The sequence below is a fragment of the Bremerella alba genome (assembly GCF_013618625.1).
GTDB lineage: Bacteria > Planctomycetota > Planctomycetia > Pirellulales > Pirellulaceae > Bremerella > Bremerella alba.
The window spans coordinates 200145-222952 of sequence record NZ_JABRWO010000003.1; the positions used below are offsets into that span (position 1 = coordinate 200145).

Here is a 22808-nt window from a genome sequence, read left to right on the forward strand (position 1 = left end):
GACTTTCACCCTAAACAGATGAATTTGGCGAGAAACGGTTCAAAAAAAAGGAGACGAGGTACTATTTGGGGGCTTGGGACCATGCCCATGATTTCAACGAGGCATGCTGTAAATCGCTCAAAAATTGAGCGGGAAAAGCTTGCTATCGTCGATTCCACCCGTCAAAATGATATCAGCTGACATCATGTTAGCCAAGAGAAAAATTCTGTTGCGATACATTTTCTGACAGAAACTTCAAAGGGAAGAAGCTCGGTTCAATGGCCAGTAGCATCACCGTAAAGATTGACCAGCATGATAAGCGAGTTGTACGTTTATTTTGTTAGGTTGACTTCACCGGAAATGGTGTCAAGATGATGTCACGAGGCATCATTGTCGAAAGTCAATCGCCCGGCCTCGTCCATGGTGGCTCAAGATAGTCGTAGTTAGGAAGCGCAAACATACCCATGAAACTCGAAGTCTTAGAAGATGCAAAGCATTTAGGTGTTGCGGCTGCTCGGCGTGGTGCAGAATCGCTGCGAAAAGCACTTGCCGAAAATGGTCAGGCAAACATTATCGTCGCGACCGGGGCTTCCCAATTCGAGACGTTGTCGGCCTTGATTGCCGAGCCGAACATTGACTGGAGCCGTGTCACGGGATTTCATCTGGACGAGTACCTTGGACTTGATGATCAGCATCCCGCTTCGTTTTGCCGTTACTTACGAGAGCGTTTCGTCGACCAAGTTCCACTGAAGCAGTTTCACTATGTGAATGGGATCAGTAGTGTTCCGCATCAGGTCTGTCAGCAGCTAGGCCAATTGATCCAAACACATCCTATCGATGTTGCGTTTGTGGGGATTGGAGAGAACGGGCACCTGGCATTTAATGATCCGCCGGCAGACTTCGAGACCAATAATCCTTATTTGGTGGTCGATCTAGACGAAGCTTGTCGAAAGCAGCAAGCCGGTGAAGGCTGGTTTGCCTCGATCAACGATGTGCCGACGCAAGCGATCAGCATGTCTTGTCGTCAGATACTGAAATCAAAGACAATCATTTGTAGTGTTCCCGACCAGCGCAAAGCGAAAGCTGTGCAAAGCAGCTTAGAGGGAATCGTTACTCCGGAAGTGCCCGCCTCGATATTACAGACACATGAGGATACGACTTTGTTTGTTGACAAGTCTGCCGCCTCGCTACTTACCTCATCGACTTTATCTGACTAGAACGCCAGGAGCCTCATGTCTATTCCGAAATACGTCGATCTGCAGATCAATGGCTACTTTGGTGTCGATTTTAATCAAGACGACATCTCAGTAGAGGATCTTCAATCTGCTTGTGCCGCGCTAGAAGTGGATGGTGTCGAGCAAGTACTGGTAACCGTCATCACGGAAGATATCGTGAAGATGGCTTCTCGAATTCGTCGACTTGTCGAACTTCGCAGCGAGGATCCGCTCATTCGACGCATGATCGCAGGGATTCATGTCGAAGGGCCATTTATCAGTACGGAAGCCGGCTATGTGGGGGCGCATCCGGTTTATGCAGCCAAGCAGACCGTCTGGTCGGAAATGGATACGCTTCTCGAGGCGGCCGATGGTCTTGTGCGAATTGTTACGCTGGCACCTGAGCAAGATCCGACGCAAGAGGTTACGCGGCGTCTTGCTGACCAAGGGATCATCGTTTCTGCTGGGCACACGAACGCTTCGCTGAATGATCTCGACGCTGCGATCGACGCAGGGCTTTCCATGTTCACGCATTTGGGAAATGGCTGCCCGCGGATGATGGATCGGCACGACAACATCATTCAGCGGGTTTTAAGTCGATCTGAAAACCTTCAGATTGGACTTATTGCGGATGGGGCTCATGTTCCATTTTTTGCTTTGAAGAACTACCTCGACATCATTGGTATCGATCGGGCATTCGTGGTTTCTGATGCGATTTCTGCTGCTGGCTGCGGCCCCGGTGTCTATCCGTTGGGCGATCAAGAGGTGACCGTTGGTGCCGACGGGGTCCCTCGTGCCGAGGATGATAGCCACCTGGTTGGCTCGGCTACTACCATGCAGCAGATGGCCGAAAACCTTCAACGCCGATTGGGGCTGACCGCGACCGAGGTACGGCGTCTTACTTATACCAACCCGTTGAAGCAGCTAGGAACCTGTGAAAAGGTGGTCCCGCAGCGTGTCAGTACTCCGTCGAAGAGCAATGGGCACCAAGCGACAACGACTTAGCTTGGCTAGGTCGACTCGCGGACGATCAACTGTGGTCGAATGACCCGTAGGCGTTTCGATGGAGAAATGGTGCCGGCGATGGTTTCTTCGACCAAATTCAATGCCTGCTTGGCATACTCTTTGTGACACTGGTCGATAGTCGTCAGTCCCGGTTCAATCACATCGGCGATATCTAGATTATCGTAGCCGGTGACCGCTACGTCTTTAGGGACTGTGTACCCGTGCCGTTCAAGTCCTTGGATAAGGCGAACGGCCCATTCGTCATTCGAGGCAATAATGGCGTCGGCATGATTGGTAACGACTAGTTTCTGGATGCAGTCGTCAATCGCCTCACGAGACGGTTTTTGAGTCGCTTCGGGGTTTGTCCAGATAAGCGAATTCGTCGCAGAAAGTTTGCGACGTTTGATATTATCTTTCCAGGCCTCGCTTCGGATCGACATCAGTTGATCGGAAGGGGACCAGAGTTGAATCGCGATCTTCTTGCGTCCGCGGTCAGCCAGGTGATCGACCAGTTGCGATATCGCGGAGGATGTCTCAACACGAACGCAGGGCTGTGATTTGAGAATGGGAGACGAGTGCAGAATAATGTTGTCGCGGCCGCGAAAGACTTTCTTCAGCTTGGGGCGGAAGTCATGCATGACGTCAAACATGCATAGAATCGCATCCATACCATGATCGGTGAAGTCATCTAGGTAGGTTTTGATTTCATCGGGATCATGATGTGCCTGGCCGATCATCAATCGATAGCCGCGTGTATGTGCTTCAGCTTCAATGGCGGCCAGACGCGCGGAGAAGACCGCCATATTCACCGTATCTAAGACGACGCCGATGATCTTGGTGGGCATGCCGCGTAGTCGCTGCGCGGCTCGGTTGGGACGGTATTCGAGTTCGGCCGCGATCTTGAGAACCTTCTCGCGGGTAGCTTCAGAGACACGAACGCAATCCGCTCCTGAGTTATTTAAGATGTGCCCCACCGCCGCTCGGGAGACCCCAGCTTTGTTGGCGATGTCGAGGAGGCGGACTTTCCGTGGTTCTTGGGCCATGGTTTTCGTTCATCTGCAAGGACGGTCGATCGGTCTTGTGAAGGACAGAGCGACCGCCACTAAGGACTTGGCAATTTGTCAAGCTTTCCAGAATACGGAAAACAACGGCACTGAATCAAGTCCTGCAGATTGAACGATGCCAGGAGCTTTAAACGTTCTCAGGCACGATAAACGGGGCACGGTACTCACGTTTAAGTAGTCCGTTGGCCTTTTCGTCTTGAGGGAACGTCTCGGTTTTCGGGTCAATTTGCAGCGTTTTTCCGAGTTGAACGTGGGCCGAGGCGACATCGACCCCGTTGGCGGCCAAGTGCGATTGCATGCGACCGACGGCCTCGTTAACAAGTGGTTGCTCTTGAGTACGTTCCGGAAGAGATTTCAGGGAAATCGTGTCACTAACCTTATGCGAGATGTTTCCGAGGTGGCAAAGCGCGGTTGAGAGATGTCCCGTACGGACGTCGCAGTTCAGGTCAGATGTCTTCCGCGACCGAACAGCTTTCACGAAGTTTTCTCGATGAAGCTGTCGCCCGCCGTCAGGCCCTGTGGTTCCTTTGATTTCTCGAATCGTCTTGCCTTGAGGGTCAATGACCTTTCCCGTGTCGAAACCAACGTAGGTCGCTTCTTCCCCTTCGACGACGATTCCGTAACTGAGTCCCATGTGCTTGCAGGTGTCCTTCTTTCCGGTCGCTGTGGGCAGATCACGGATCTCGAAGGTGATCGGAGCTTGGGCGTATTCGTACCGTAGAAGATGCGTGTTCGGCGTTTGGCCGTTGTCATCCCACACATAGCGTCCGCCGACACTGGTGACGGCAGTCGGGAATTCTTCGGCACCGATCGACCAGCGACACAGATCGAGAATGTGTGGTCCGTTGTTGCCCAATTCCGCATTGCCGTATTCCCAGAACCAATGCCAATCGTAGTGATAATTGGCACGTTCCAGTTTCGTCGGGGCAGGGCCGCACCACTGATTGTGGTCGACAGTAGCTGGTGGTTGAAGAGCGGCGTCAGGACGTCCAATCGAATTGCGACGCGTTAAGTAAACTCCCTTGACCTGTTTGACTTTTCCCAACACGCCTTGCTGGATTTCTTGGAAGAAGTCTTTCAAGTGGGTAAAGCTTCGGCGTTGAATTCCGACTTGCACAATCCGATCATACTTCTTGGCTGCCTTTTCCATCTGCCCAGCTTCCCAGATGTTGTGGGAACAAGGCTTCTCGGTGTAAACGTCTTTGCCGGCCTGACAGCCCCAAACGGTACCGAGTCCATGCCAGTGATTGGGAACTGCCAAAACAACCGCATCAACATCTGGATCGTCAAATACCTGACGCATGTCGTTATACGTCTTTAGCTTGCGGTTGAACTTCTTTTGGAATTCCTCCGCTCGCTTGCCCAGGACCGCACTATCGACATCGCAAGCACCCACGACACGAACCCCAGAGACCTCAGGAAAGCCGTTCAGGTGAGTTCGGCCAATTCCGTTCAGGCCAATCACGACGACACGTAGCTCGTCGTTGGCCGAGGCGAACGCGGAAGGTGTGGACATCGAGGTCACGGCAGTTGCAGATGCAGCAGCAAGGAACTGGCGTCGATTCAAGGAAAGCATATGAGTACCTATTGGGCAAAGCTTGAATTGTGAGGGAAGGAAGTGCAGAGTCGCGTGCGTGCTATTTCTTGTCGCTTAAAAGGCGATCCAAAGAAATGGCTTCTCCATCGGCATCGCGGCTCATGTCCGCAGCCGTCATAAAGGCGACAATTTCCAACGTCTCTGCTGGCGAAATAGGAGGCTCTTTTGTCTGAAAGAACTTTACGATCTCGACAACCAGTAAATTGTAGTTGGCGCGAATCTTGGTGAGCTCAATATTCTTTTTTCCGAAGACAACCACGCCGTATCCGTACGAACCATCTCGAATACCACGGAATGTTCCGACACGGCCATCTTCCCAAACGCCCGTGACGATCTCGACCCCTTCGGCTTGCGTGCGCTGCACGCTTTTGCATCCAGGTCCCATGACGGTAAAGAGGGTTTCCACCCCATGGATGCCATACCAGAACAGGTCGGGGTGGGTTGGATCCAATTTGCATGGGCTATAGGCAACGCAGCCAACGACGTCCTCTTTCTTCAGGTCGATCACTTCCTGGCAGTACCGGAGGGTCGAAGAAGAGAAGAATGGAGTGCCTGTCTTTTCCGACAATGCAATTAGCTGCTTGGCTTCTTCAAGAGAAGCCGTGATCGGCTTGTCGACGAAAATCGGAATGCCGGCTTCAAGGACAGGCGTGGCTTGTGCCAGGTGCACTCGCCCGTCGACGCTGTTCATAATCACTGCATCGACCTTCTTGAGCAAAGCATCGATAGAAGGAACGATCTCGATCCCCATGTCTTGGATCTGTTTGGTGAACCCTTCGATTCGATCGGCACTGGTAGGCAGGTCGGGACTTCCACCCGGAAACGCAGCTACAACAGTGGCTTTCTGCAATTCGGGGGAAGAATCCTTGGCGTTGATCGTCTTGGCGAAAGCAACGGCGTGCGAACTGTCGAGTCCGATCAACCCGATCCGTATTGTCTCGGCCGCATTTGCTGAATTGTGTGCAAACAAACTAGCCATTAAGCAAACGACCGTGGTGATAACGAGCGAAATTCTCACGGGCAAAGCCTTTGATAGGAGGGAGGCAGGAACGCTTGGCTAGAAAACCAAGCGTCGAATACATCAAATCTATCCTGCTAAGATACCACGTGACATCATGTGAGTAAAGCTTTTTCTTGCCAAGGTCCTTGGATCAGCAGGGTGCCGCTCTTATGGGTTGCGTTGGCCCTGCAAGTGAAAAGAGGCGGTAGATACGCTTCCCCCGTAGCTACTGGGAGTGCCAGCACAGTAAGGACTTAAACTCGTAAGAAAGGCTGTTCTGGTCGTAGGAATCGGAAAATCTTTTCGCATGCACCCGATATTCTGGGGGAACACAGATGAAATCGCTACCGAACCGCGATCGGACGCGCCGATGGCAACTCTTGTACAGGCTTTAGTGATTCTTCTGACGGAATCTTCTTTGACAAGGCAGGGCAGTGTCTATTCTCTCTCATCCTATTCGAATTGTACTGGTAGTAATTGGAGTTCTGGCATCTGGCGCCATGGTGCACGGGCAAGGTATTGCCGTGACAGGGGTTGGTCCAGTGAATCGGTCGATGGGGGGGGCTGGTACGGCCGCACCGCTGGATGCGATCGGTGCACTCCATTGGAACCCTGCGTCGATCAGCTATCTCGAGCAGTCCGAGGTCTCGTTCGGCATGGAAGGTTTGCTGGCGGACATCGGGCTTTCATCGACGGTGGGTGGCAATACCCAGACAACTAATGGAGAGGCAGGCGTCGCGATTATTCCTGCAGTTGGCTGGGTTGATCATCTAGAGGGGACTCCATTAACCATTGGAATGGGCGTCTATGGGATTGGTGGTTTCCGGAATAATATGCCGGTCGATGCGAGCAATCCTCTTTTGGCGTCGAGTCCAATATTTGCCGATGCTGAAATCATGCAGATCGCTCCCACGATGTCACTTCGTTTGGGTGAATGCTGGTCGATCGGTGTCGCTCCAACGATTACCGCTGCCCGCATGCAGTTCGATCCTCTCGGGCCTTCGGCAATTACACCCACAAGCACGGTAGGTTCGGGCAATCGGGTTCATTGGGGTGGAGGTATCCAAGGTGGGATCTACTATGCCAGTCCCAGTTGCTGGCGAGCCGGTTTCACGATTAAGAGCACGCAATGGTTTGAGCAGTTCCGTTTCTTTACGCCGTCGGGGGTCGTCCGGTTTGATCTCGATTATCCGATGATTCTTTCCAGTGGTTTGGCCTATTACGGCTGGGATCGCTGGGTCTTCGCCGCAGACGCACGGTATTTCGATTATGCCAATACTCAGGGTTTTAGCGATCTTGGATGGCAAAATGTGTTTGCCGGTGCGATCGGAACGCAATACCAACTCAACGACCTTTGGAAGTTGCGGGCTGGCTATAACTTCAACCAGAACCCGATTGGCTCGGAAGATGTTTATACGAATATCTCTAGCCCGCTGATTCAAACGCACAACATCGCACTAGGAGCAGGGTGTTTGCTGACCGATGGCGTCGAATTGAATCTTGCTTATGTGTATCTTGTCGATTCAGCGGTCTCTGGGCCTGCTCCATCGCCGCCGTTCGGTGCCAACGATACCATCTCGCATAACATCAGCGCACACTCATTAGTGATGGGTGTCCAGATTCGGTATTAGCAAACGACAGGGAAATCCTCATATTGCGAGTTCGGTTTTCGTAGTAACCGAAGCAGGTTTGCGGGTTCTCCTAAAAGTAACGACAATTCGCCCGCCAATGACCGAACGTTTTGACCTTCGGGGAAATGTAACCTATCTTTCGTAAGATAATCCCATTTTTGCATGCTGAACCCTTTCTCGCTGCATATAGGTTACGTCCCGGAGAGACAGTTGATGAGCTTGCCACAGTCGCACGCGCCGACTGACGAACAGTCGATCAATTGGGAAACATTGAAAACACGCTGTATTGGTCGTCTCGATCTGGTCGAGAAGGCGCTACATCGCTTTCAAGGTTCCCTGGCGGACGATCTACAATCGTTGGAAGAAGCCATAGAAACGCTCGATTCAGAAGAAGTTGCTCGGATTGCACATCGCATTAAGGGAACATCCTTGACCGTTTCTGCTGATCGTCTGGCAGGGTTCGCAATGAACTTAGAGAGACAGGCGGAAGAAGACTCAAGCTACGACGAAGAATCTCTTGCTGATATTCGTGACGAATGTTGCCGACTGAGCCAGCTCATCTCGCAGCAAAGGTCCGGGGGAAGTCAATGATCGTTCACGACCGCGATACCAGCCAGGCACCTATTTTATTGGTCGATGATGATCCGTCGTGCCTGGGCATGTTAAGCGATGTTCTGGGCGCGTTAGGAATCCCTGTAGAAACAGCCCGAGATGGGAACGAAGCCCTGGAGATGATCTATCAGGGGGATTTTCGGATTGTTCTTTCCGATTGGCAAATGCCTGGGATGTCTGGCGTCGAACTATGTCGTCGAGTTCGTCAACGACCGCTGAGCGGATATGTTTACTTCATTCTGCTGACATCGCTTGATCGGCAGCACAACCTGGTAAGCGGATTACGGGCCGGTGCAGACGACTTTATTACAAAGCCATTTGACCCTGAAGAGCTTCACATTCGGCTTCGTGCGGCAAATCGAATTGTGTCTCTGGAAAGCCGGAATGTTATCATCTTCGCGCTGGCCAAATTAGCCGAGTCACGCGATCCCGAAACAGGGGCACACCTTGAAAGAATGCGAGAATACTCGCGTCTTCTGGCCGAGGATCTCTCGCATCAGGCGAAGTACGCCGATATCGTCGATGCCGACTATGTAAGGACGATTTACCTTACGAGTCCTTTGCACGATATCGGAAAAGTCGGAATCCCGGATCATGTGCTGCTTAAACCGGGCAAGCTGACAAAGGAAGAATTCGAGATTATGAAGCAGCATTCATTGGTGGGTTTCCACACGTTGGATGCCGCCGTGCGAGAACAGCCTGAGGCAGCCTACTTGCGTTTCGCGCGTGATATTGCCTGTTCACATCACGAAAAATACGACGGCAGTGGCTATCCTTACGGTCTCAAAGGAGAAGAAATTCCTCTGTGTGGCCGTATCGTCGCCGTTGCCGATGTGTATGATGCCCTGACAACCGCACGCGTGTACAAGGAAGCTTTCAGTCACGAAAAAGCTTGCCAAATCATTCTCGAGGGGCGCGGGGCCCACTTTGATCCTGACATTGTCGACGCCTTCTTCCGCCATGAAGAAGAGATCGTCGACATTAATCAGCGATTAAATGACGCCTTGGTTTATCCAGAGCTCCCCCAGATGTCGCCTGGCGTTTTGTATCCCAACGGGCAGGTTCCAGCCGCCAATTAGTTTTCGACGACTTTGCCATTTTTGGCAATCCGCCCAGAGCGAGATGGACGCGATACTTCGGCAGGATCCAGACGTCGAATACAGTCCGGTGCACGATGACTTGCGTAATTGACAATGATCTCTGTGCGATCTCGAGTTAGTTCCATCTTGGCCGTGTTAAAGCCTGCCATTTCGTAAATATTTAACACGTCCTCTACCGTTCTTTGATAGAAGAACCAGTCTAAATGCCATTGATAGGGGGTTTCGTCGTACTGATCTGTGTCCTTAAAGGCAATTACAAGAGCACCACCATCCGATAAGGTCTCGCCAAGCCCACTAAAGATGCCTACTAGATGCTCGTCGGTAAGATAGTCTGCCAAACCAACACTATAGATAATATCAAACGTTCCATATTTCGACTTGGTTGCCTCGGCGTTGCGCGCTCGCATGGCATTAAAGCGAACTGGCTTGAGGGTGGTCGAAGGTGGAAGCTGCGAAGCGACCTTAGCTTCAATGTACTCTAAAGCGACTGGATCATTATCCATCGCAACCACTTCTATGTTGCGACCCTCAAACTCAGGCCAATCCAAAAACTCGCGACACGGACCACACGCGATATCCATGATTCTAAGGTCCCCCTCGCGCGAGGTAATCTCGTTGAGAAGATACTCGCGAACCATGTCCTTGCGTCCGCGAACGGCATTGGCAAGTGGCAATTCCGAGATACATAGGTCGATATAGGCCCCTATACCGCGGGCAGGCGTTTCTTCCTCGTACAGCTTGACGAGCATTTCGTAATCCCCAGCAAAGCCGCTGGGCTTGGTTCTTGCACGATTTCCGATCCAGCTTTGAGAAAACCAGGGCGAGGTCTCCTCGCGGAAGCGCGCCTGAACTTCTTTGATCAGGTCTGGCTCACTCTCGTGGGCGCGTTCAAATGCGCGACAGGACTCTTGAGATTGCTTGAAGGCGGCGAGCGTCCGTTGATGAAACTCATCGTTGTGTTGCGGGATGGCGTCCTTGTCGATCTCGCTTTCAAGTTGAGTTAGCTGACGCTTGAATTCCGCCACGTCCTTTGAGAAGAATTCGATCACACTTGGTAGTCTTGAATTTATCGAATCATTCGATTGTATCATGGCTATATCCTAAAACTCAGGTCCTGAAATTTGCATATTTCGCCGCAACAAAATGAATGCGGCATGACTTGGGACTACATCAGAATAAGTAAGGCGCGGAAAATCAACCAAGAAAGTTGCTATTTAGACATAAGGGGGGGTGTGCTTGCGTAAGATCCATCAATTATATGCCCCTTATGACCCATACGCATTGCGCAATAAGCGCTTTAAGAGCTTCGGTCCGTCTAGTGGCTTTAAAGAAAGCTATGGTTTAGCTGATTTCGTGCGCAAAATTTGTGCGCGGATCTGACCTTGAAGGGTGCAGCATTCTCTCTGGATAGCAGGGATCGAAATGGCATTGGTGGAGATGGGGTTTCCAAACCGTCAAAAGCTGGAACGATTCCATAGATGAGAACAATAGAAAACCATGGTGGAACGAGAAGCGGGAACAAAAGTTTCCCCTGCGGAAGTTAGATGGGAAGCGCCGGAAGAGATTCTCGCGCGTTATGAAATCAACGCATCCAGCGGTGATTCTCCCTTGGTGCGAACTTATTGGGGAAATGATCGCGAGACGGGTGACGGCGTCAAAATCAAAGTCATCGAACTGAAGTCCGTGACCTCAGGTACCCGTGCGCGCATCGAGTTCGAAGCATCTATCCGCCGGGAACATCCTAATGACCACCTCGTTCCGGTGCTTGATTTCGTTCGGACGAACACGGAATTCTACGTGGTAATGCCCTGGAACGATGAGGTGTCACTCAGTCAAAAGCTGGCTTCCACCCCGATTTCCGTTGAAGAGACCATTCAGCTTGGCAAGGACCTCTTCACTGCACTAGATTCACTTCATCGACGCGGTTCACTTCATCGTGATGTGACTCCTTCAAGCATGACTGTGCGCACACAAAGTGGGTCGACGAAATCGATTAGCGGTGTGTATTTAGGAGGATTTGGCACTGTCAAACGATTTCATCCTGATCAAATCTTTGGCGAACGTGAATGTGAGACCGTTTCTTACATGTCGCCCGAAGAGGCAGGCTCGATTGATAAGGACGTTGGGCCCCCGTCCGATTTGTATGCGGCGGGGATTCTGCTGTTCCGTTGTCTTGCGGGACGGCTTCCGTTTCAGGGACAAGGTGCCGGAGCAATCCTCTTTGAGCATCTGACGGCACCGGTTCCTGATTTGCCCACCATCAATCCGGAAGTTCCGCGAGATTTGGACGAATTGGTCCAGAGGCTGCTTAGGAAAGATCCACACGATCGTTACCAACTGGCCAGCGCCGTGGTGGCCGACTTACTAGCGATTGAGGAATCGCTTGCTGCCGGTGATTCGGGCGCACACGTCGCGATCGGATCTAGCGATCGCCGCTGCACGTTGACCGAGCCGACGTTTGTTGGAAGAGAAGAAGAACTAAAACGACTCAATAATTTCATCCGCGAAACACGGCAGGGGAAATCCTCTGTGATGTTGGTCGAAGGGGAGTCTGGCCTGGGGAAAAGTCGCTTGATGGTAGAAGCCGTGCGAGTGGCTCGGCGCAACAATAATTGGGTACTGCGTGGACAAGCGACAACGAATGTTGGCCAGCGTCCTTATCGGACGCTTGAAGGCATTGTTGATGGCTTTTTATCGGTGGCCCAGAAAGATAAAGACCTCGTAGACCGAGTGCAGGAGCACGTCGGAGATATGGCGGATGCGCTGGTCGCCGCTTTGCCATCGCTAGGAGCCGTTCTTCGCCCAACGAACCGGATTACCGAACAATCGCCCGCCGCTTTTGGCGAAAACAGAACGATCGACTCATTAATCCGATTTCTCGGAGCGTTAGGAAGTCGAGATCGTCCAGCCGTTATCATTTTAGACGATTGCCAGTGGGCCGATGCGTTGACCTATAGCTTGATTCGACGCTGGCACACCCAGTCGCGACAAGCGGAACGGCAAAGCGCTCTGATCTGCTCGTTTCGAAGCGAAGAAGTGGGGGATGATCATGCCTTGCGTGCCATCCCGAGATGTCATCATATTAGTTTGTTGACCTTGCGCAAGGACGAGATCCAGCAGCTGGCCGAGTCGATGGCCGGATCATTGCCGCCGGAAGCTGTCGAAGTCGTGACCCGATTGGCCAGCGGTAGTCCGTTTATGGCCTCTGCCGTATTGCGTGGCTTGGTCGAATCGGGGGCATTGGTCGCAGAAGACGGTTCCTGGCAAGTCGATCAGAGAGCCATCCGCGATATTCAATCTTCGCAAGAGGCAGCCTCCTTTCTGACGCATCGAATCGAGATGCTTCCTGATGAAACGAGAGATTTGCTCTCCGTGGGAGCATTGGTCGGCAAAGAATTCAGCCTGGATACGGCTGCGGCATTGGCCAGGCTGACGCTGCCAGACGCTGTGGCCGCATTGCTTCATGCCAAAGATCGCAACCTAATCTGGGAACGCGCCGATGGTGGTCAATTCGTTTTTGTGCACGATAAGATTCGCAGTTCATTGCTGGATCGACTCGACCCAAGCGAACAGAAGCAATTGCATCTTCGAGCCGCATTGCACTTACAGGAACATAGTCCATCACGCGTTTCCGAGATAGCGTACCATCTGGACGAAGCAGGCGCCTCGGAAACGGCTCTCGGCTACGCCCTGCAAGCTGCTGAACAGGCACGCAGCCAATTCTCGCTGGAAGTCGCGGAACGGCAGTATCGGATTGCTCAAAAGGGAGCCGAAAACCAACCGAAATCGATCCGCTTTCGGATTGCTCAGGGACTCGGCGATTCGTTGATGCTTCGGGGGCAGTATCCCGAAGCGGCACCTCAATTCGAGCTCGCGGCCGAACTCGCCGAAGGGGATCTCGATCGCGCCAAGATACAGAGCAAGTTGGCCGAATTGTCGTTCAAGCGTGGGGACATGGAAGCCGCGACCAAAGGCTTCGAAACGGCACTCCGTAGCCTGGGATGCATCGTTCCACGTAATCGTGTTCTGGGAATGAGCATCTTGATGTGGGAAGCTCTCAAGCAGATCTTGCATTCCTGCATTCCGAAGCTGATGTTACAAAGAAAGCGACGGCCGCCCAATGACTCGGAACGCCTGGCGATTCAGTTATTTGCCTTGCTGGCACACGGATGTTGGTACTGTCGAAGCAAGTTAGAGTGTTTGTCGGCTCACCTGCGTGGACTGAACTACGCAGAAGAGTTCTTACCTAGTCCAGAGTTAGCGAGCGCCTATTCGCTGCATGCCCCTGTGGCGTGTTTGATTCCGATGTTCAAGCGAGCAATTACATACGCTCAACGATCGCTTGCTCTGCGGAAGGAATTCGACGATGTCTGGGGGCAAGGGCAGTCGCTCAACTATTACAGTTGCTCTCTCTACGCGGCTGGCCGATATCGAGAATGTATCGAGAAAGGACGAGAAGCGATCCAGCTGTTGGAACGCACCGGGGACTACTGGCAAGTTCACATCGCCAGGTATCAAGTGGCCGCGTCGCTATATCACCTGGGCAACTTCCGAGAAGCGATTGCTGAAGCAAAGAACAATCATCGCTCTGGCGTAGAGTTAGGAGACGAGCAAGCATCTGGAATCATTCTCGATGTTTGGGCGCGAACAACTCTTGGTAATATCCCCGATTCGCTCTTCGAGGCCGAACTCGCCAGGTCGCGTCACGATGCCCAGGGAAGGACTCAGCTTTATATTGCGGTGGGCATTCGCGATTTATTTCAAGGTAAGATCGATTCGGCGATTTCCTCGCTGGAACAAGCGGTTGAAACGGCTGCCTCAGCGGGAATCCAGAATGCCTACACCACCCCTGCTTTGCCCTGGCTGGCCACGGCCATTCGAATGCAAGCGGAATCAACCCTCCCTCATGCGCCTGGACTGCGGAATGAACGACTCGCTGAAGCAGAGCAGATCGCGCTGCGCGCGATTGCGGCTGCCAAAGTGTGTCCGAATGATCTATCACGAGCCATTCGGGAACGCGCGTTAATTGCGGCTATGCGTGGGAACTATCGCAAGTCTCGTCACCTTTTCGACAAGGCTTTCGAAAAAGCAAAGCAATTAGGAGCAATCTACGAACAAGCACTCACGTTGCAGCACCGAAGTCAGGTGGGACAGTCGGCCAGATGGAAGGATGCAATTGATGATGAACGCGAGTCTCAGAGACTATTCGATGAGTTGACCATAGAGCAGGAAACTGAAAGCACTCGTGACTGTCAATTAGGAACACTGTCGCTGGTCGATCGATTCGATACGGTGCTGCACGTTGGTCGCCGAATCGCTTCGGCGCTCTCGACGGACAAGATCTATGAAGAGGCCTCGCTCGGAGCGACACGTCTACTGCGTGGAGAAAATAGCTTGTTGCTGGAATTCGATCGTGATGATCCCATGGCGGAACCGGCCTTGGTGCTTGGGGCCACCGATGTGCCGTTTGATAGAACAAACCTGCAGCGAGCGACCGAAGCCGGTCGGGCGATGACGTTTATCGAAACGAGCAATGAAGGGGAGTTGCCTCGTGATACAACCAATCCGCGTTCGGCGATTTATATACCTATATTCGTTCGGAATCGACTTTCCGCGTGTGTTTGTGTCACACATTCTCAAGTTGTTGGCCTGTTTGGAACTGATGAAGAACGTCTGGCCGACTTTGTGGGAACCATCGCTGGAGCGGCGTTAGAAAACGCTCAAGGCTTCATGGAGCTGACAAAGCTGAACACCACGCTAGAAGTTCGCGTTGCCGAACGAACGGCTGCCGCCGAAACGAGAGCCGCTGAGTTGGCACGATCGAACCTGCAATTGGAGCGAACCGCCAAGGAGTTGCGTCTGACCGAAGAAGAGCTACGCGTGGCGAAGGTTTCGGCCGAGACGGCCAACGATGCCAAGAGTCGATTTCTGGCCACTATGAGTCACGAAATACGCACGCCGCTCAACGGCATACTTGGCATGACCGAGTTGGCTCTGCGGACCCAGCTCACTTCGCAGCAGAGAAACTGCTTGACGGTGATCAATCAATCTGGCGATGCGTTGCTCAGCCTGCTCAACGATATCCTTGACGTGTCGAAGATCGAAGCCGGAAAGATGCAGTTGGAATCGATTCCGATCCAGCCACAAGGCGTGGTAACTTCGGCCGTGCGACCCTTAGCTGTGAACGCCGCTAAGAAAGGGCTGGAACTGCTCTATCGCATTGATCCGAACGTTCCTGAGTCGATCGAGGGTGATCCGTGCAGACTTCGTCAGGTCCTCATGAATTTGATCGGGAATGCGATTAAGTTCACCGATGAGGGGGAAGTGTTCATCGATTGTACGGTGGATTCGGATAAGGAAAGTCAGCAACTTCACATTTCCGTGCAAGATACTGGGCCAGGGATTCCGGAAGACAAGCTGGCGACTATCTTTGAATCTTTCGAGCAAAGCGACAGTTCGACGACGCGACGTTATGGAGGAACTGGGCTTGGACTGTCCATCTCAACGCAGATCGTGGCACTCATGAATGGAAAGCTATGGGTGGAAAGTAAATTCGGACAGGGAAGTAAGTTCCATGTTTCCATTCCACTGAATTCGATCCCGAATGAGACAGACAAATCGGTTCTGCCACTGTCCAACGAACAGGTCCTTCTCGTTTCGCAGCATCCTGCTTCCCAGAACCTTTATCAAGAAATTCTTGAGCATGCAGGCGCCCATTGTGTCCAAGTGACAATTGAAGAAGCCCTCCGGAGGGGCCGCGAATCCGTTGACTCTGGAACCTTCGATTGCCCTATATTGATACTCGATTGGGAGACGGGATCCGACAAATTAGAACAATGGTTTCTGACACCGGATTCGATGGATTTATTGAACATACCGCACATGGTGCTCATTCCGCCCACAGGGCTCATACCAGAAATAGACCATTGTTCCTTGGCGACAGTTGCTAAACCGATTTCGGCCGGTGACCTGATTGAAGCGGTTCGAACGGCAAAGAATGCCTGTCTTGATTCTCATTGTTTTGAAACGCCAGTCCCGGCATCAGGAGGACGTTCGCTGCACATCCTGCTTGCTGACGATGCCCCCGTCAATCAGGAGGTTGCCTCAGGCATTCTCGACGTGTTTGGCCATACTTGCGAGATGGCCAACACCGGACGTCAGGCGTTTGAATGTTACCAACGCGGCAAGTTTGACTTGGTGCTCATGGATCTAGAGATGCCTGAGATGGATGGAGCTCAAGCGACCGACGCTATCCGCCAATGGGAACAGGAAAAGGGGCAACGTACGCCGATCATCGCGATGACGGCACATGCGCTCGATGGCGCACGAGAGAACTGTCTTGCCGCTGGGATGGACGACTATCTGTCTAAGCCTATCCAGCCAGAACGACTCAAACAATTGCTAGATGAAATTGCCGTGTCAGGGGATGTCTCCTCGGCGTAGTAAATATTCAGATGGCGAAACATAAAAGGCTCGTGCAGCTTGCCGCTAAGCGATAATTCCCCGAACGACACGTGCTGGTTCGACGCCAGTTAGACGCATGTCGAGCCCTTGGAATTTGACACTAAAGTGCTCGTGATCGATGCCCAGTAAGTGAAGCATGGTCGCGTGTAGATCGCGCACATGCACCACATTCTCGACGGCATGGTAGCCCAGGTCGTCGGTTGCCCCGTAGGTTGTCCCACCTTTGATCGGTCCGCCGGCCAGCCACATGCTGAAGCCTTTGATGTGATGGTCTCGGCCGACGTCTCCCTTACCGGTTTGCGACATGGGCGTGCGACCGAACTCGCCACCCCAGACGATCAGCGTATCTTCCAGCATGCCACGCTGTTTGAGATCGGTCAGCAAGGCGTACGTAGGTTTGTCGGTTAGGCCAGAGCAAATGTCCATGTATTTACTCAAGCCACCATGATGATCCCATCCACGGTGATAGAGATGGATAAACCGAACTCCACGTTCAGCAAGTCGGCGGGCCAGTAAACAGTTCGAGGCGAACGATCCATCACCAGGTTTCGCTCCGTACATGTCTAAAACGTGCTGCGGCTCGTCGGACATGTCTGTCAATTCAGGGACCGACATCTGCATACGGAAGGCCATTTCGTACGCCGCGATCCGACTGGAAATTTCAGGATCCCCGGCAGTGGCCTGATTCTGTCGATTCAACTGGCCAATTGCATCCACGAGATTACGCTGCTGGGAAGTGCTTACCCCGTTAGGATTGCGAACGTAATAGACGGGGTCACCCGTTGAGCTAAATTCCACTCCCTGATACCGGCTCGGTAAGAAACCGCTCGCCCACTGTCGAGAGGCAATCGGCTGAGGATTTCGCCCACCAACACTACTAAGGACAACAAATCCAGGCAGTTCGTCCGTTTCGCAACCGATACCATAATTGACCCAGGCCCCCATCGAGGGACGCCCACTGATTACGGTTCCCGTGTTCATGAAAGTATGGGCCGGATCGTGGTTGATTTGTTCAGTCACCATCGACCGCACGATACAGATGTCGTCGGCCATCTTGGAATGCCATGGCAGGTATTCACTGATCTCCTGCCCATTGGCGCCGTGCTGATGAAACTTGGCGATCGAGCCCAGACATTTCAGTTCCTTGCCTTGCAGCTGTGCGATCGGCTGACCTGCGGTATAGGAAGCTGGAAATGGCTGGCCATTCATCGCTGTCAACTTCGGCTTGTTGTCAAATGTTTCCAGGTGAGAAGGGCCGCCGGACATGCAAAGAAAAATAACACGCTTTACTTTTTGCGGAAGATTGGGCAGTCCAGGCTGCCCGGCAACGCCACCGCTACTATTGGTAGCTGAGAAGCCATCGCGCGCGAGAAGTGAACCCAGGGCGGCTGAGCCGAGGCCAACGCCGGATTGGGAAAGGAATGTACGGCGATTGAGTTGCATCGGGTGAAATTCAGACATGGCAAACTCAGTATCTTAGTTGCGGGTAATGAATTCATCGAGATTGAAGATCACACGAGCGACCTGAGTCCAGGCCGCCAATTCAGCGACTTCAATGGCATCGTCCGATGGCTTCAGGCCAACTTCCAGCAGTTTGGCTGCTGCATCGGTGTCGAGGCGATAAATCTCTCGGTTCTCTTTCAGGATCTGACTGAGAACTTGTTTCTCGTCAGAATCAGGTGTCCGTGAAAGTGCCAGCATGTAGGCTCGATTCAGGCGAGCTTCGTCGTCGTCGGCTTCGCTTGAAAGGATGCGCGTCGCGAACTCTCGGGCGGCTTCGATGTAAGTGGGGTCGTTCAGTAGTGCTAAAGCGGCCAAGGGGGTATTGGAACGAGGCCGCTCGACGGTGCATTCCTCGCGGCTCGGGGCATCAAAGGCCTTCAAGCTGGGATGAAGAAATTGACGCTGCCAATGGACATAAACGCCACGCCGCCATTGCTGTTGATTTTTGTCCTCTTGATACTTCCGTTGCGGGAAGTTCAGATGTCGGTAGTAACCATCTGGCTGATAAGGTTTAACGCTGGGACCGCCATATTCCAGGTTCAGCAGTCCACTTACGGCCAGAGCATTGTCGCGAACCATCTCCGCGGGCAAACGCTGTCTTGTTTGATGGCTATAGAACCGGTTGTAAGGATCACGTTCACGAATCTCAGCACTAGCGAAGGATGACTGCTTATAGGCTGCCGTCATGACCATCTTTTTGACCAGACGCTTAATGTCCCAACCGTTTTGATAAAAGTCGATGGCAAGGTGGTCTAGCAACTCGGGATGAACTGGGGGCTCGCCTTGGCCGCCAAAATCGCCGAGGCTAGCGGACAGCCCCACTCCGTATAGCAAGTACCAAATTCGATTCACAAACACTCGAGCGGTTAGTCCACCAGAGCCTTCCTTCGGATCGGTTAACCAATTTGCCAGATCAAGCCGATTGGCTCGATCTTGTTCCGTCTCGATATTGCCCATAAAAGTGGGGATCGCCGACGTGACCATTTCGCCACTGTCGTCGAGCCAGTTACCTCGTGGCAAGACGCGCATCGGACGTGGTTCAATTGCCTCGGTGACCATGGTCAAGCGAGCCGACTTATTGAGTTTGTCGATCTGCTTTAGCAATCGCTCTGATTGGGTTTGGTCGTCGCTGGGTACTTCGGCTAGTTGTGCCTGAAGCTTTGCTACCTGGGCACGTTCTCGTTGGGTAAGGACCTTGATTTCAGGAGGACGTTTCGTAGGAAGCGAATTCGTCCCTTTCTTGAAGTGTTGAGCTTCATTAACATCGGCGAAAAACGCTGCCAAGCTATAGAAGTCGGTGATTGTATAGGGATCGTATTTGTGCGTATGACACTGCGCACAGCCGACCGTAGCACCCATCCAAACTTGCGACACATTGCGAACGCGATCTGCCGCGTAAATTGCCAGGTATTCTTGTTCCTGAAGTCCCCCTTCATGCGTTGTTTGCAGAAGACGGTTGTAGCCTGAGGCTATCTTCTGGTCGATCGTACTGCCGGGTAACAGGTCTCCGGCAAGCTGTTCTCGTGTGAATTGATCGAACGGCACGTTGTCGTTGAACGCGTCCAAGACATAGTCGCGATAGGGAGAAATGTTGTGATCCTGATCTCCGTGATAGCCGACGGTATCGGCAAAGCGAACCAGGTCCAGCCAATAGACGGCCATGCGTTCACCGTAGCGATCTGAAGAGAGTAGGCGATCGACGACTTTCTCGTACGCGTCAGGCGATGGGTCATCACGGAAGGCGTTTACTTCGGCCGTTGTTGGTGGAAGCCCCGTGAGGTCGAACGTAAGGCGGCGTAGCAGCGTAACGTTGTCTGCTTCCGGTGACGGTTTAAGCCCTTCGGCTTCGAGCTTGGCCAATAGAAAATGGTCAATCTTACTTTCCGGCCAGTCTTTGGCTTGGACCTCGGGAAGAGGATGCGATTGCGGAGGAACGTACGCCCAGTGCTTTTCGTATCGGGCTCCCTCTTCGATCCAGCGTTTCAACGTGGCAACATCTTGGGGTGAAAGCTTCTTCCCGGAATCAACTGGCGGCATTAGGGAGTCAGGTTCGGCAATGATACGCTGAAAAAATTCACTCGACTCCACGTCACCGGGGACGATAGCGTAGTCTTTGGCCGCCACTTCTTCATCAAAGCGAAGATCTGCTTTGCGATGCTCTGGATCAGGACCATGGCAATAGAAGCAGTTTTCAGAAAGTATCGGCCGAACGTCGCGATTGTAGTCGAGCGGTTTTTCGGCCTTCGCTACGTGACCAGGCATCACGAGGAACAAGGCAGAGAGAAACGCGAACGTGCGGTAAAGGATGAGCTTCATGGCGGGTGGTCTACTAACAAGAAAGCGATTAGGTCTTAGGTGGGCCGGCGATGACTTCGTAATGGCGACGGATTTGGTCTTCATCTAGGGCTTTCTCATAGATGGCAACTTCATCTAGCAGCCCTTCGAGTTGTCGCATTGCGCGAACGGAATCAAGTTGTCCTAAAACAGCCGTATACGGCGAGGAGTCGTCGAAGTCGAGATCATCCAGATTCACCTGAAGTTGACCGTTGCAATACAAGCGAATCGCGTTGGTGGTTTTCACGACAACGATGTGCGTCCAAATGCCTGGCGTACAGGAATTAGGGCTAAATACATTCATGCCGCCGTCGTAGGTGGTTGGCGGGTAACGGTAAAGCATCCGAATCGTGGCAGGGCGGTGAACCACGTTGGTCTGATTGGCATACTCGATCACGCATAGGTGACTTTCCTTTTCAGGGTCGGCTTGGGTCACCGGAAGCAGCCCGAAAAAGGTTCCCCAGTGCATCCTATCGGTTCGCACCCAGAACTCAATCGAAAAATCGCGGCGATTAATCCCTTCGAGGGGCTCACTTAAGCCCAAATATCGTCCGTGATTGCTTTTGGAGAAACGAATGCGCCCGCCGCTGATCTCTAAGGAGCCATCGTTGCCTGAATGAATCTCGCCATGGTGATGATCGCCCATGTGGTTCATGACTTGGTTGCCACGTACATCGCCATCTTCAAAACGCCAATAGACGATCGGCCGATCAGACATAACGGCTTCTGCGTATTGATCGGTGGAGTTCAAAAAAAGGTTGTCAACCGGCACCGTGCCTACGCGATCGACTTCGTCAAAGTTCTTCACGGAGACTGCAAGTTCTCCATTGGCGAACGATGCGGAGTGGTTCAAGGAAACCAGTTCGTTTAACAACGTATCGCCGGAGGGACCTAGTAGCGAAGCCATGACCTCACCTTGAAAGACATCGATTTCACTATGGTCTTTGTCTTCGACGCGAAATGCGAACTCACTCGATCCGATCGCCACGGCAGAAACCGGTCCGTTAAGCGAAAACGAATCGGAATCGGGAGGCGTAATCACCCCTGCATGGCCATTGAGAAGGGTAGCTTCGTGCTCGCTAAGTAGGTGGATCTCAGCCGGACCGGTTAGCTGCACGCGTACTCCCGAGAGAAATTCAAGTTGCAGGCCTCCTCGATTCAAGCGAAGTGCACCCGGTTTTACGCGATCTCCAACTTGCAGAGGTGCATCGGCATCTGCTTCCTCGCTGCGACTGATGACGATTGCAATCGGACCCTGACCGATAAGCTGGGTTTCGGTAAAATCGAGCATCGGATCGCCCAGCAAGGCAAGCTTCCAAGAGTCGATAAAAAACAGATTGGCGAAGCCAAGTAGCATCAAGAGTGATAGTGCGATGGCAATCGAAATGCCCCACGATCGCGAGAAGGAATGACCCGTTCTGAACGTCAGCGATGGATACGAGCGTAGGTGATGTTCCAGTTCCGACTGCATGTCGGACTGTTCGACGTACGCCAAGCAAAATTGCTGGTCTGATATCAGCCGACGCTCTAAGTTCGCAAAGTCTTCGTCCGACATTTGACCATCGACCATTTGGTCAATCGCCAAGCGAGCTTCACGTTCGAGTTGGGTGGGCGTCTGTAGAGACATAGGGCCTTCTCGTATTTATTCCTCTGCCAAGGCGACACGCCGACGAACGCATTGAGCAAGCTTGTCACGGATCCGGTCCAAGCGGCGGTACAAGGTCTTGGCAGTTGTTTTCATCTGGCTGGCAAGTTTCCCGACGGTGATCTCAGAATCATATCGAGATCGCAGCAATGCCAGGTCATTGCTGGCGAGCGTCTCCAAACAAATCTGTAGGGCGCGACTTCGTCGATCAAGATGTTCTTGGGAGGCTTGATGCGTATCGGCAATTGCCTGCATCGCGATTTCCGAGAAAACCATCCGGTCACGGGCAATCTTGCGTCTTTGCTTCAGAGACTCGAAATAGGCGAACTTCTGAGCCCAAGGAAGGAACTTTCGCTGGTGATCAAATTCGTCGAACTTTTCCCACAGCACAATCGCCGTGGCTTGCCACACTTCTTCTGCGTCATCCAGCCTGGGGACCAACGAGCGAATATAGCGCATCAAAGGCCGCTCGAATTTCACGATCAATTCAACAAAAGGGGTTGGATCTCGATGCGAGGCGGTAGGCTCGGCCATGACGTGCAGGAAGAGGATCGATTTAGGAAGGTGGTGTCACACTAAGTATTCTACCGTGACGACTCAAATTCCCCTCTGGAAATCAGTGGACCGTTAAGAACTGCCAAATTTATGGAACGGAAAAGA

14 protein-coding genes are annotated in these 22808 nt (G+C 52.5%); 6 read left to right on the forward strand and 8 right to left on the reverse strand.

What is annotated here, in order from left to right:
* Positions 1-443: 443 nt before the first annotated feature.
* Positions 444-1196 carry a glucosamine-6-phosphate deaminase gene (locus HOV93_RS06515; RefSeq protein ID WP_207395670.1) on the forward strand — a complete coding sequence of 251 codons (753 nt, stop codon included), beginning with the start codon at positions 444-446 and terminating at the stop codon, positions 1194-1196.
* Between the two features lie 15 nt (positions 1197-1211).
* Complete coding sequence (locus HOV93_RS06520) at positions 1212-2198, forward strand: N-acetylglucosamine-6-phosphate deacetylase (protein WP_235989905.1); 987 nt, start codon at positions 1212-1214, stop codon at positions 2196-2198.
* A gap of 5 nt (positions 2199-2203) precedes the next feature.
* On the opposite strand, the gene HOV93_RS06525 is transcribed toward HOV93_RS06520, so the two are convergent.
* The 3 genes from HOV93_RS06525 to HOV93_RS06535 all read right to left on the reverse strand — a co-directional run bounded on the left by HOV93_RS06525 (position 2204) and on the right by HOV93_RS06535 (position 5877).
* Positions 2204-3241 carry a LacI family DNA-binding transcriptional regulator gene (locus HOV93_RS06525; RefSeq protein ID WP_207395671.1) on the reverse strand — a complete coding sequence of 346 codons (1038 nt, stop codon included), beginning with the start codon at positions 3239-3241 and terminating at the stop codon, positions 2204-2206.
* A gap of 148 nt (positions 3242-3389) precedes the next feature.
* On the reverse strand, positions 3390-4838 hold the full coding sequence (locus HOV93_RS06530; RefSeq protein WP_207395672.1) for a Gfo/Idh/MocA family protein: 1449 nt from the start codon (positions 4836-4838) through the stop codon (positions 3390-3392).
* A gap of 61 nt (positions 4839-4899) precedes the next feature.
* Complete coding sequence (locus HOV93_RS06535; protein WP_315853359.1) at positions 4900-5877, reverse strand: Gfo/Idh/MocA family protein; 978 nt, start codon at positions 5875-5877, stop codon at positions 4900-4902.
* Between the two features lie 482 nt (positions 5878-6359).
* Between HOV93_RS06535 and HOV93_RS06540 the strand changes: the two genes are divergently transcribed.
* The 3 genes from HOV93_RS06540 (at position 6360) to HOV93_RS06550 (ending at position 9181) form a co-directional block, all read left to right on the forward strand.
* Positions 6360-7490 (forward strand): OmpP1/FadL family transporter, encoded by a 1131-nt coding sequence (locus HOV93_RS06540; RefSeq protein WP_207395673.1) that lies wholly within the window; start codon positions 6360-6362, stop codon positions 7488-7490.
* Positions 7491-7703: 213 nt separating this feature from the next.
* Positions 7704-8081, forward strand: coding sequence for an Hpt domain-containing protein (locus tag HOV93_RS06545; RefSeq protein WP_207395674.1), 378 nt, complete (start codon positions 7704-7706; stop codon positions 8079-8081).
* Positions 8078-9181 (forward strand): HD domain-containing phosphohydrolase, encoded by a 1104-nt coding sequence (locus HOV93_RS06550; protein ID WP_207395675.1) that lies wholly within the window; start codon positions 8078-8080, stop codon positions 9179-9181. Before HOV93_RS06545 ends, HOV93_RS06550 begins: the two co-directional genes overlap by 4 nt.
* Here the strand turns inward: HOV93_RS06550 and HOV93_RS06555 are convergent.
* The gene (locus tag HOV93_RS06555; RefSeq protein ID WP_207395676.1) at positions 9178-10293 is read right to left on the reverse strand and encodes a class I SAM-dependent methyltransferase; all 1116 of its coding nucleotides are present in this window, start codon (positions 10291-10293) and stop codon (positions 9178-9180) included. The genes HOV93_RS06550 and HOV93_RS06555 overlap by 4 nt on opposite strands.
* A 406-nt stretch (positions 10294-10699) precedes the next feature.
* Between HOV93_RS06555 and HOV93_RS06560 the strand changes: the two genes are divergently transcribed.
* Positions 10700-16645 carry an ATP-binding protein gene (locus HOV93_RS06560; RefSeq protein WP_207395677.1) on the forward strand — a complete coding sequence of 1982 codons (5946 nt, stop codon included), beginning with the start codon at positions 10700-10702 and terminating at the stop codon, positions 16643-16645.
* Positions 16646-16690: 45 nt separating this feature from the next.
* On the opposite strand, the gene HOV93_RS06565 is transcribed toward HOV93_RS06560, so the two are convergent.
* Genes HOV93_RS06565 through HOV93_RS06580 form a run of 4 tightly spaced genes read right to left on the reverse strand, consistent with a single transcriptional unit; the run spans position 16691 to position 22682 of the window.
* Complete coding sequence (locus HOV93_RS06565) at positions 16691-18127, reverse strand: DUF1501 domain-containing protein (RefSeq protein ID WP_207395678.1); 1437 nt, start codon at positions 18125-18127, stop codon at positions 16691-16693.
* Positions 18128-18142: 15 nt separating this feature from the next.
* Positions 18143-20485: a PSD1 and planctomycete cytochrome C domain-containing protein gene (locus HOV93_RS06570; protein ID WP_207395679.1), complete on the reverse strand. Its 2343-nt coding sequence runs from the start codon at positions 20483-20485 to the stop codon at positions 18143-18145.
* Between the two features lie 28 nt (positions 20486-20513).
* The gene (locus HOV93_RS06575) at positions 20514-22130 is read right to left on the reverse strand and encodes a LamG domain-containing protein (RefSeq protein WP_207395680.1); all 1617 of its coding nucleotides are present in this window, start codon (positions 22128-22130) and stop codon (positions 20514-20516) included.
* Positions 22131-22145: 15 nt separating this feature from the next.
* Complete coding sequence (locus HOV93_RS06580; RefSeq protein WP_261358575.1) at positions 22146-22682, reverse strand: sigma-70 family RNA polymerase sigma factor; 537 nt, start codon at positions 22680-22682, stop codon at positions 22146-22148.
* Positions 22683-22808: the final 126 nt, after the last annotated feature.